The organism is Microbacterium sp. IEGM 1404, assembly GCF_030056775.1.
GTDB lineage: Bacteria > Actinomycetota > Actinomycetes > Actinomycetales > Microbacteriaceae > Microbacterium.
On record NZ_JASHKP010000004.1, the window covers coordinates 35233 to 45631 of the forward strand.

The 10399-nt window shown below is 69.2% G+C and carries 10 protein-coding genes; 3 read left to right on the forward strand and 7 right to left on the reverse strand.

The features are described 5' to 3' along the window. Nucleotides 1–102: 102 nt before the first annotated feature. Nucleotides 103–681, forward strand: a complete 579-nt coding sequence (locus QM517_RS14595; protein ID WP_283288388.1) for a hypothetical protein — start codon at nucleotides 103–105, stop codon at nucleotides 679–681. Nucleotides 682–783: 102 nt separating this feature from the next. Here QM517_RS14595 and QM517_RS14600 read toward each other — a convergent pair whose 3' ends face one another. From QM517_RS14600 to dnaB, 7 genes are all read right to left on the reverse strand, one after another. Continuing rightward, the gene (locus QM517_RS14600; protein ID WP_303655675.1) at nucleotides 784–1770 is read right to left on the reverse strand and encodes an aldo/keto reductase; all 987 of its coding nucleotides are present in this window, start codon (nucleotides 1768–1770) and stop codon (nucleotides 784–786) included. A gap of 88 nt (nucleotides 1771–1858) precedes the next feature. Then, nucleotides 1859–2950, reverse strand: a complete 1092-nt coding sequence (locus QM517_RS14605; RefSeq protein WP_283288390.1) for an alpha/beta fold hydrolase — start codon at nucleotides 2948–2950, stop codon at nucleotides 1859–1861. 132 nt (nucleotides 2951–3082) lie between these two features. Further along, on the reverse strand, nucleotides 3083–4126 hold the full coding sequence (locus tag QM517_RS14610; protein ID WP_283288392.1) for a PucR family transcriptional regulator: 1044 nt from the start codon (nucleotides 4124–4126) through the stop codon (nucleotides 3083–3085). Between the two features lie 61 nt (nucleotides 4127–4187). Then, nucleotides 4188–5150, reverse strand: coding sequence for an alpha/beta hydrolase (locus QM517_RS14615; protein WP_283288394.1), 963 nt, complete (start codon nucleotides 5148–5150; stop codon nucleotides 4188–4190). A 189-nt stretch (nucleotides 5151–5339) separates the two neighbouring features. Continuing rightward, nucleotides 5340–5897, reverse strand: a complete 558-nt coding sequence (locus QM517_RS14620; protein ID WP_283288396.1) for a cyclophilin-like fold protein — start codon at nucleotides 5895–5897, stop codon at nucleotides 5340–5342. 144 nt (nucleotides 5898–6041) lie between these two features. Further along, nucleotides 6042–6737 carry a Type 1 glutamine amidotransferase-like domain-containing protein gene (locus QM517_RS14625; protein WP_283288398.1) on the reverse strand — a complete coding sequence of 232 codons (696 nt, stop codon included), beginning with the start codon at nucleotides 6735–6737 and terminating at the stop codon, nucleotides 6042–6044. A 28-nt stretch (nucleotides 6738–6765) separates the two neighbouring features. After that, on the reverse strand, nucleotides 6766–8136 hold the full coding sequence (gene dnaB / locus QM517_RS14630) for a replicative DNA helicase (protein WP_083735083.1): 1371 nt from the start codon (nucleotides 8134–8136) through the stop codon (nucleotides 6766–6768). A gap of 603 nt (nucleotides 8137–8739) precedes the next feature. Here dnaB and QM517_RS14635 point away from each other — a divergent pair. Together QM517_RS14635 and QM517_RS14640 are read left to right on the forward strand one after the other, a co-directional pair. Then, nucleotides 8740–9774, forward strand: a complete 1035-nt coding sequence (locus QM517_RS14635; RefSeq protein ID WP_283288401.1) for a hypothetical protein — start codon at nucleotides 8740–8742, stop codon at nucleotides 9772–9774. An 81-nt stretch (nucleotides 9775–9855) separates the two neighbouring features. Then, a partial coding sequence (locus QM517_RS14640) for a chaplin family protein (RefSeq protein ID WP_283288403.1) occupies nucleotides 9856–10399 on the forward strand: 544 nt, incomplete at its 3' end.

Below are 10399 nucleotides of genomic sequence, written 5' to 3' on the forward strand. Positions count from 1 at the left end.
CGATTCGTTCACGGGGACCACCTCCTCAGGCTTCAGCACGGATGAGTGAACAATACTCCCGGGGCCTGGTCGATGTCGGTGCCCGGGAGTACCGTCGGCGCCATGAAACCGGACGAGCTCTTCCTCCATGCCGACGCCGCCATCCGCGAGGTCATCGACCGCATCGATCCCGCCGACTTCTCGGCCCCCGTTCCGAAGGAGTGGAGCCAGCTCGAATCGCCGACGCTGCTCGGCATCATCGGCCGGCACGCCTACGACGAAGCCTGGATCCCCGACGTGATCGCCGGACGCGCCGCCGCCGACGGCGACCCGTACGCCGACGCCGACCTGCTGGGCGACGATCCGATCGCCTCGTACGACGCTCTCAACGACGTGGCGACCGCCGCCGTTCGCATGGGCGAGTTCGCGGAGACGTTCCGGTTCACCTACGGCGACTACCCGGCGGGCGAGGGTTTCGCGCACATGGCGACCTACCGCGCGTTCCAGGCGTACGCGATCGCCAAGCACTTCGGCATCCCGTTCCACCTCTCCCCCGAACTGATCGACGGACTCAACGAACACGTCGTTCCGCACGCCGACGAGTGGCGTCAGTGGGGCGTGTTCCCGTCGGCGATCGAGCCGCCCGCGGACGCGGACGACGAGACGCGGCTGCTGTGCGCGGTAGGGTTCTGGGTGGCTTAGGCCGCTGCGCCGCTCGTCACCCGACGCGGACTTGCGCGAGCCGGTCACGTGGGCTGGTCCGCGGCATCCCTCCCCCGACCAGGCGGGCGCGGCCGCGACCGCTCACCGCCCGACGTACCCCATGTGCTGCGCGTTGTAGCGGTCGCCCTGCACGTGGACGCGTTGCGCCAGGCTGTCGAGATCAGCGAGGTCGTCTGCCGACAACGCCACCGCGGTAGACCCGGCGTTCTCTTCGATGCGAGACGTGCGGCGCGTGCCCGGGATGGGGACGATCCACGGATGCTGAGCCAGAAGCCACGCGAGCGCGACCTGCCCCGACGTCGCACCCCTCGACGCTGCCACCGCGCCGATGTGGTCGACGAGGGCGCGGTTGGCCTCGCGGTTCTCCTCGGTGAACCGCGGAATTGTGGAACGGACGTCGCCGTCCGAGAACGACGTGCTCTGATCCACCGTTCCGGTGAGAAATCCCTTGCCGAGCGGGCTGAACGGAACGAAACCGATCCCCAACTCCGCGAGCGTCGGCAGAACCTCCGACTCGGGGTCGCGAGTCCACAGCGAGTACTCGCTCTGCAGCGCCGTCACGGGGAAGACCGCATGGGCGCGGCGGATCGTCGGAGCGGACGCCTCGGACAGGCCGAAATGACGCACCTTCCCCTCGGCGACCAGCTCGCCGACGGTGCCCGCAACGTCGTCGATCGGCACGTCGGGGTCTACGCGGTGTTGGTAGAACAGGTCGATCACATCGGTGCGCAGCCGCCGCAGCGAGGCCTCCGCGACGGCGCGGATCTGCTCAGGCCGGCTGTCGAGACCCACGCTCTTGCCGTCTCGGATGTCCCACCCGAACTTCGTCGCGATGACGACCTCGTCTCGCACGGGTTCGAGGGCCTCACCCACGAGCTCCTCGTTGACGTACGGACCATAGACCTCGGCCGTGTCGAAGAAGGTGACACCGAGGTCGACCGCCGAACGGAGAACCTCGATCATGTCGTCACGGGTGCCGGGGTTGGGGCCATAGCTCTGCGACATACCCATGCAGCCGAGGCCCACGGCCGACACCTTCAGCCCTTGTCCCAATGTGCGGGTGTGCATGATCGATCCCTTCGTGGCGTGACCTCGACGCTACGCCCACCCCGGGGAGTCCGGAACGCCCGCCCACCGCAGCGGGCGGGCGCCCCGCTCACACGACCGCGACCTGCTCCGACCGGTCGCCGGCCGCCACCGGAGTCGCCAACAGATCGGTGAGCGCCGCGTCGACCTGCGGAATGAATCCCGGGTCGACCCCGAACAGGCCGAGGTGGCCGTGCACATCGTCGATGACGCGGAGTTCGCTGCCGGGCACGAGCGCCTGTTCGGCGGCGCAGTCGCGGACGGGGAAGAACATGTCTTCGCTGATCGGCATCACGAACGTCTTCGCGGTGATGCGTCCGAGAGCGGCGGCCAGGTCACCGCCGGTGTGGCGCGAGACGTCGCCCCGCTGCCACTTCCACGCCGTCGCGAGCAGGGTGTTCGGGTCCATCGCGGCGAAGTACGGCTCGAGGAACTGGGTGAGGAACGCCTCCCTCGAATCGAACCCCAGAGCCGCCCACTTTTCCTGCTTCCAGAACTCGGTGGACAGCCCCATGGTCGCCCAGAGGTGAGCCTGACGCACGAGGCCGTCGGCGACATCCTCGTGCGACGCGTACTCGCCGCCGTTCCAGCCCGGGTCCGACCAGATCTGCTCGTTGAGCGTCTCGGTGAAGAGGAAGTCGTGGGGCGTGTTCTTCGCGGTGCCCGCGATGGGCGCGGCTCGCAAGACCTTCGCGGGGAAGCGCACGGCCCACTCGTAGGTCTGCTGCGCCCCCATCGACCCGCCGACCACGAGCGCCAGCGTCTCGATGCCGAAGTGCTCGCGCAGCAGGCGCTCCTGGGCGACGACGTCGTCGCCGATGCGCACCTTCGGGAATCGCGACATCGAGATCGAGTCGTCGTCGGTGTTGTGCGGTGACGTCGACAGGCCGCCCCCGATCTGGTTCACCGACACGATGAAATAGCGCGCCGGATCGAGCGCGTGCCCCTCGCCGACGTAGGCATCCGCCCAGATCTGGTGCGTGCCCGAGTACCACGTCGGAATGAGGATCGCGTTGTCCTTCGCCTCGTTGAGCGTGCCCCAGGTGCGGACGGCCAGCTTCACGTCGGCAATGACCCCGCCCTCTTCCAGGTCGAGCCGGCCGATCGAGATGAGCTCGAAATCCTGGTGCACGGCGTCGGTGTAATACGGGTTGTCGATCATCGGTCCACTCCATCGTGGTCGGGGATAGCGTCGATCCAGCATCTCGACGCCGCGCCGTCGGCGCAGCCGCCACGACGGCGCGAATCCTCGCCCTCGACCCACCATTCGGCGGGCCGTCCGGATCCGCCGAGGTCAGCCGGCCGCCGGAGTGGATGCCGGAGCCGGAAGCTCCAGCACGCGCGACGTCCGCACCCGCCAGCGGAGCAGCGCCACCGCAGCGCGCGTCCGCGCCCACCCGTCGAGGGGCGAGAAGCCGAACTCGGCCGTGATCGCGGTGATCCGCGTGGTCATCGTGCTGTGGTGGATGCCGACCATCCGGGCCGCGTCACGCACCGACGTCGACCGCACCAGCGCATCGAGCGTCGCGATGCCCCACGGGTGCCCGGCCAACCGCGCCACCGCTTCCTCGTCGGCATCCATTCGGGGACGTACCGGCTGGTCGGCCAGGGTCTCGGCGAGGACACCGAGATCGTCGGCGCGCGAGACCCGCTCGTCGGCGGTGTCCGCCAACCGCAACGCCACGAGCGCCGTGCGGAACGACAGGGCGAGATCGTCCCGTTCGACGGCGATCCCGATTCCCAACGGGGATGCCGCCACCTCGGCCGTGGCCGGGACCACCGCCGCGTGGACGGGACCGAAGTCGGTGGCCACGACATCCTCGGGTCCGGCGGGGTGCGTTCGCCAGACGGCGAACAGCGGCGCCGCCACCGCGCGCAGAAGCGTTCCGGACGGCAGACCCCTCCGGGTGGCGGCATCCCGCCTCACCGCTGGGTCGATCGTGTCGTCGAAGACGAGAGCGAGGTCGCGGGGCGCCATCGGAACCGTCTCGTCGTACCGCATGTGCAGGGCGAGCACGAGGCGCTCGAGGATGATCGCGTCGTTGAGACCGGGTCGGTCGTCGTCGCGCTCGATCCAGACCTGCACGTCGTCGGCGATCAGCCCGCCCGCCGGCGCGGGCCCCGGCGAGAGTCGACGCCCGTCCGGACCGACGCGGACGCCCATCACCTCGGAGCCTCGTCGCACACCGACGGGCCGACCCGCCAATGCGGCGGCGGCGCTCAGCAGGCCGTCGGTACCGACGTGCCCCGCCATGAGCTCGTCGAAGCAGGCGATGACACGCAACCCCTGACTCGCCGTCGGGTCGAGCGCCCGCAGCCGACCGAGGAGTTCCTGCATGACCTGCCTCCTCGCAGCTCGGACCCAGCACCCCGCCACCCCCAGTCTCCCCCGAGGGTCGTCACTGCGCCAGCAGCCGCCGCAGCCAGTCCTCCCGGGCCCGGATCATCGCGCGAGCGATCGAGGTGTGCGCCGCGAACACATCGCACGCGTGAAATGCCCCCGGCCAGACGTGCAGCTCGGCATCCACACCCGCCGCCCACAGCCGCCGCGCATAGTCGACGGCCTCATCGCGGAAGATCTCCGCCGAGCCCACGTCGATGAACGCCGGCGGAAGATCCCGCAGATCCTCAGCCCGGGCAGGTGCGGCGTAGGCGCTGACGTCCGGACCCCCGACCCGGTCGCCCAGTAGCGCACGCCACCCGGTCTCGTTGCTGACCCGATCCCACACTCCGACCCCGTCGAAGGCGTGCATCGACGGCGTCAGACCGCGGTCGTCGAGCATCGGATAGTCCAGCAACTGCCCGCGCAGTCGTGGGCCGCCGCGGTCGCGCGCGGCGAGCGCGACCCCCGCCGCGAGGCCGCCTCCCGCACTCGCACCGGCCACGAGAAGGCGGTCGCTCCGCACGCCGAGCCGCCCCGCGTGCGACGCGAACCACTCCAGAGCGGCGTAACAGTCCTCGAAGGGAACGGGATCGGGGTGCTCGGGTGCCAGCCGGTAGTCCACCGTCACGAGCACCGCGCCGAGCTGCTCGACCCACCGCAGCGCGTGATCCGCACCGCTGAACCTGTCGCCGAACATCATGCCGCCCGAATGGAGAAGCAGGATGCCAGGACCGGCCGCGCCCGCGGAGGGCCGGACGATCGAGGCCCCGATCGGGGCACCCCACCCGGGCACCTCGACATCCTCCACGGTCACATCCCGACCGGCGAGGAGATCGTCGCGAGGCGGCGACGCGTACGCCCGTCGCATGAACGGGATCAGGTCGGGGGTGATCGTCGGCGGGAACACCCCTCCGACGACAGCCAGCGCGGCCCGCAGTTCGGGGTCGAAGACGCTGCGACCGGGTGGGGAGGGGTTCACCCCCGCATCGTGCCCCACGACGGTGCCGCGGCGCCAGCGACGCCCGGATGTGCCTCGACGCTAAGCCCCCCTCTTCGGCCGGGCCGCCGTCGAAGAACTCCCACCCGTTCTCAGACGTGGGCCAGGAAGCGTCCCGCGAAGATAACGCCCGTCCTAGCCGTCAGGGAGACGACAGCCGCGGCGCCCGTCTCAGCGTGCGATGGCGACGGTGACCCGCTGGCCGTCGAGCAGCTCGATCTGGTCGACGTCCGTGGTCGACCCGATCCGGGTCAGGGAGGCGTCGAACGTATTGCCCTCCGTGTTGTAGAAGAACCCGAGGTTTCCCCAGGGCATGTAGGAGAACAGATCCCCCACCTGAGGGTTCACACCTGCCGCGTCGGTGAAGTCCCACTCGCCGGTGGGAGTTGCGACCTTCTCCTTGCCGCCGAAGTCGGAGAATTCCAGCGTCATCGGCAGCATCGCCAGGAATGACCGGGTCGTGGGGGTGTCCTCATCGATGATCACCTCGCTATCGACGTCGCCGGTGGTGAATCGCACCGTCGTTCCCACGACCTCGTCGCCCGTCTCTTCCGGCGCCGGAGTCGCGCCGAGAGCGCTCGTCTCAGCCGCCGGCGCCTCTTCGGGCGGGGAGGCCGACGTGTCGTCCTCGGGTCGACCTGTCGCGCCGCTGCAGGCGGTCATACCGAGTGCGAGCATCAGGGATGCCGCCACGGGCACCACCATCCACGGGCCTGGCCTTCGTGTCACAGCGTCCTCCGTCCGAGCGCGGGAAATACGTCTGCGTTCGAGTGAAACGGGTCGACGCGCGGGGTGCGAGACCCCGTCGGTGGGTGTACTGACAGGGTCTCCCTCACGGCACGGATACTTCCTAGTGTGGCGGGGCCCCGGATGCTACGCCCGGCCGCGGTCGCCCGGATCGCCGTCGAAGGACTCCCAGCGCCCCTCGGAGACCACCCGCACGTCGGTTCCGACCACCGCGAGGGCCGTCCGGTCGTCGATCGCGTACGCCGGTCCGGCGATCTTCGCCGCCCAGCGCCGTGCGTTCTCGCTCGTGTTGAACGACCAGCCCGGATAGTCCAGGTGCGGAAAGATCGAGAAATCGACGAGGCCGAGGGTCTCGTCGGTGCCGTCTGGTCGCCACTCGACGAACTCCGGTCCGATGCGCGGCGTCAACACCATGCTGCCGCCGCTCACCCCGACCCAGACCGTGTCACGCAGCGACGGGAGAAGCGCCACGAGCCCGGACTCGCGCATCCAGTGGGCCAGGTAGACCGCCTCGCCGCCGTCCACCAGCAGCACGTCGGCTTCACGGACCCATGGCATCCAGCGCTCCTCACCGATGGTGGGCAACGCCGTCAGCTCGAGCACGCCGACCGACTTCCAACCCAGATCGACGAGACCGGCCTGCGCGCCCCACCGGCCCGCGACCGTGCGCCACACGCTCTCCGGCGTGCACATCGGGTGTCCCCACTGCGCGGTCGGAACGACCAGCGCGCGAGACTCTTCGATCGGTCGACCGAGCAGCTCGACGAGCGCCGAACGAATGCTGTCGTTCGTGATTCCGCCGGAGGTAAGGAGGAGCTCCACGAGTCACCCGATTCGGTCGGTGAACCGACTACATCCCCGGCGCCATGTCGGCGAACCGTGAGTAGTGGCCCTGGAACGCCACGGTGATCGTGTCGGTCGGACCGTTACGGTGCTTCGCCACGATCAGGTCGGCCTCACCGGCACGCGGCGAGTCCTTCTCGTACGCGGCCTCGCGGTGGAGGAGCACGACCATGTCGGCATCCTGCTCGATCGATCCCGACTCACGCAGGTCGGACAGGGCCGGCTTCTTGTCGGCGCGCTGCTCGGCACCACGGTTCAGCTGCGACAGCGCGATGACGGGAACCTGCAGTTCCTTCGCCATCAGCTTCAGCGCACGCGAGAACTCGCTGACCTCCTGCTGACGCGACTCCACGCGCTTACCGCTCGTGAGCAGTTGCAGGTAGTCGATGACGACCATCTTCAGACCCTCGCGCTGCTTCAGGCGACGGCACTTCGCCCGGATCTCGACCAGCGTCATGTTCGGGCTGTCATCGATGTACAGGGGGGCGTCGTTGATGCGACCGCGAGTCGAGGCCACCGTCGTCCAGTCGCGCGAGTCGAGCGTTCCCTTGCGCATGCTCTGCAGCGGAATCGACCCCTCGGCGCTCAGCAGGCGCATCGCGATCTCACTGCGCCCCATCTCGAGCGAGAAGAAGATGCAGGGCGCGTTCGACTTGATCGCGGCGGCGCGGGCGAAGTCCAGCGCGAGCGTCGACTTACCCATGGCGGGACGCGCGGCGAGCACGATCATCTGACCCGGGTGCAGACCGTTGGTCAGCTGATCGAGCCCGGCGAAGCCGGTCGGGATGCCGGTCATCGACCCGTCGCGACCGCGAGCGGCCTCGATCTCTTCGACCGCGGCATCCACCGCCATCGTCAGGGGGATGTAGTCTTCCGCGCTGTCGTCGCCCGACACGTTGTAGATCTCGGCCTGCGCGCTGTTGACGAGCTCGGTCGGGTCGCCCTCGCCCGCGTAGCCCATCTGCACGATGCGCGTGCCCGCCTCGACCAGGCGACGCAGCAGCGCGCGCTCGGCGACGATGGACGCGTAGTAGCCGGCGTTGGCGGCCGTCGGGACGATCGAGGTGAGCGTGTGCAGGTAGTCGGCACCACCGGCGCGCTGCAGCTCGCCGGTCTTGATCAGCTCGTCGGTGACGGCGACGACGTCGGTCGGCTCGCCGTGCGAGTAGAGCGTGAGGATCGCCTCGAAGATCAGCTCGTGCTTCGGCACATAGAAGTCGGGCCCGCGCAGCGTCTCGATGACGTCGGCCACGGCGTCCTTCGACAGCAGCATTCCGCCCAGGGCGCTCTGCTCCGCCAGGATGTCGTGCGGCGGGGTGCGCTCCGGCCGCGGCGACGACCCTCCGAGACGCTCGTTGGCGATGTCGGTGATCGACACAGGCACTCCTTCTCAGTTTCGGACGCACTCCCTCACCGGCCGAATCGCGCACAGGAAGCGCAATCGACGCATCGGATGACGACCTCGGGCAGCATCGAATCACCGACCTCCGACATCGACGCGCGTGAGTGGAGCGGGTGTGCCCGATGGGATGCACCCACGCTAAGGACCGCCCCTCCTCCACGCAAACAGCCCTGTGGATAACTCTGTGGACAGCTTGAGAGAAACGCCGCGATTGCTGTGCACAACTCCTGTGGACAACTCCGTGGATGATGTGGAAACTGTCTCGCGAAGTGCACCGTGATCTGGTGTTTATCTCTCCACAGGAAAGCTGTGGGAATCCTGGTTGAAGCATGGGTTGAAGGTTGCTCGACTTGACAAAAGTGTGTGGACAACACGGGGGATAACTTCGCGGAACAACTAGTGAGAACCGCGGCGGCTGTCAAGTTATGTTCACGTGCGGCGTGTCGGTCGGTTCCCCGGTCGACACCGCGTGGTAACTGGGCATTCCCTGAGCCTCTGGCCTTCTCCGGGGGACCGGCGTAAAGTCGCCCGCCATAGACACGTCATAGGCGAGTGTCTATGGACTTTGGGGAGTCAGACATGGATGCCGTGACCCGGCGAAGCGCGATCCCGGCGCTCCGCGTGCTCGGGTGGGCGTTCGTCGCGGCACTGGCGTGGGTCTTCCTCTCCCTCACTTTCTCATCGTCCTCCGCGTCGGCAAACGACGACTCCGGCTCCGGTCTCCTCGGCCTCGTCTCCGACACCGTGAACAGCACCACCGGGGCGGTCGGCGGCGTGGTCGACGACACCGTGGCATCCGTGGTCCAGACGGTCGAGCCCGTGACGGCTCCCGTCGCAGAGGTCGTCCCCGCGCCCGTGAGCGAGCCGGTCCGCGCGGTCACCGAGACCACGGTCGACACCGTGAACACCGTGGTCGACACGGTCGACGACACCGCGGCGAGCGCCGTCGACACGGTCACCGACACCGTGTCGGACGTCGCCTCGTCGGAGGTCGTCGGAACGATCGTCACCCCCGTGGTCGACACCGTCGTCGCGGTCCCGGTCGTGGGCGGAATCGTCTCGGGCATCGGCCTCGACGACGTCGTCACCGGCGTGGTCGAAACCGTCGACGGGACACTTCCGGTGGTCGTCGGAACGGCGCCCTCCACCGACCCGATCCTCCCCACCCTCCCGGGCGGTGGCTCGCTCCCCGGCGGGGGCACCGACCCCTCGACGCCGACGCAGACCGACCAGCCCGCCGAGGGCTTCGTCCCGACTCCCGCTACAGCATCCGCAGCCCCTCCCGCGGCGGTGCCGAGCGCCATCGATGCCACGGCCGCGCCCGTCGAGGCGCCCGCCGAAGCCTTCGCCGCGACCGCGACGGACAGCGTCCCGGGCCACACCTCCGCCCACGGCACGACGCCGCCCACCGAGACGCCCGTCGGCTACGGCCTGGGCGATGGCATCCCGGGTTCGGCTTCGGCATCCTTCTCGTCGGCAGCCGGCGGGCCCACCGCCGCGCGCCTCGACGACCGTTCCGGCTCGCCGACCTTCGTTCTTCTCTTCCGCAGCGCACTCGTCGACGACGATCTCCCCGGCGCTCCCACCTTCGCCACCGACGTCTCCCCTGACTGAGGCGGGCCGCGTCGTGCCCCGGCACGACAGACGGTCCCGCGCGTTCCGCGCACCTCATTCACAACTCAGGAGAGAACTCTCATGCGCAAGATCTACTCGCGTGCCATCCTCGGCGCGCTGATCGGCGGCGGCTTGGCCGTCGTCGGAGCCGGCATGGCAAATGCCGCGGAGACGTCGGGCACCGACGGCCTCCTCTCGGGCGATCAGGCGATCATCTCGGTCGACCTGCCCGTCACCATCGGCGGCAACGCCGTGTCCATCATCGGCGACAGCCATTCCTCGGATGCCGAGACCTCGGCGCCCGCGTCACAGCCGGCGCCGGAAGCCAGCACCGACGGAAGCGACAGCATCCTCGGCGGCAACCAAGGCATCGTCTCGGTGGATGTGCCCGTGACCGTCGGCGGCAACGCCGTCTCGGTCATCGGCGACAGCCACTCGTCGGACGCGGACACCACCGGCGGCGGCTCGGCCTCGGGCGGCTCGGCCTCGAGCGGCTCGGGCGACGTCACCACCGACGGCACCGACAGCCTCGGCGGCGGCAACCAGGTCGAGGCTCCGGTCTCGGCGCCCGTCACCATCGGCGGCAACGCCGTCTCGGTCATCGGAGACAGCCACACCGAGGATG

Excerpts from the sequence above, each read along its gene's own strand:
- QM517_RS14595 (WP_283288388.1), top strand. The coding sequence starts at position 103 with ATGAAACCGGACGAGCTCTTCCTCCATGCCGACGCCGCCATCCGCGAG.
- QM517_RS14600 (WP_303655675.1), bottom strand. The coding sequence starts at position 1,770 with ATGCACACCCGCACATTGGGACAAGGGCTGAAGGTGTCGGCCGTGGGC.
- QM517_RS14605 (WP_283288390.1), bottom strand. The coding sequence starts at position 2,950 with ATGATCGACAACCCGTATTACACCGACGCCGTGCACCAGGATTTCGAG.
- QM517_RS14610 (WP_283288392.1), bottom strand. The coding sequence starts at position 4,126 with ATGCAGGAACTCCTCGGTCGGCTGCGGGCGCTCGACCCGACGGCGAGT.
- QM517_RS14635 (WP_283288401.1), top strand. The coding sequence starts at position 8,740 with ATGGATGCCGTGACCCGGCGAAGCGCGATCCCGGCGCTCCGCGTGCTC.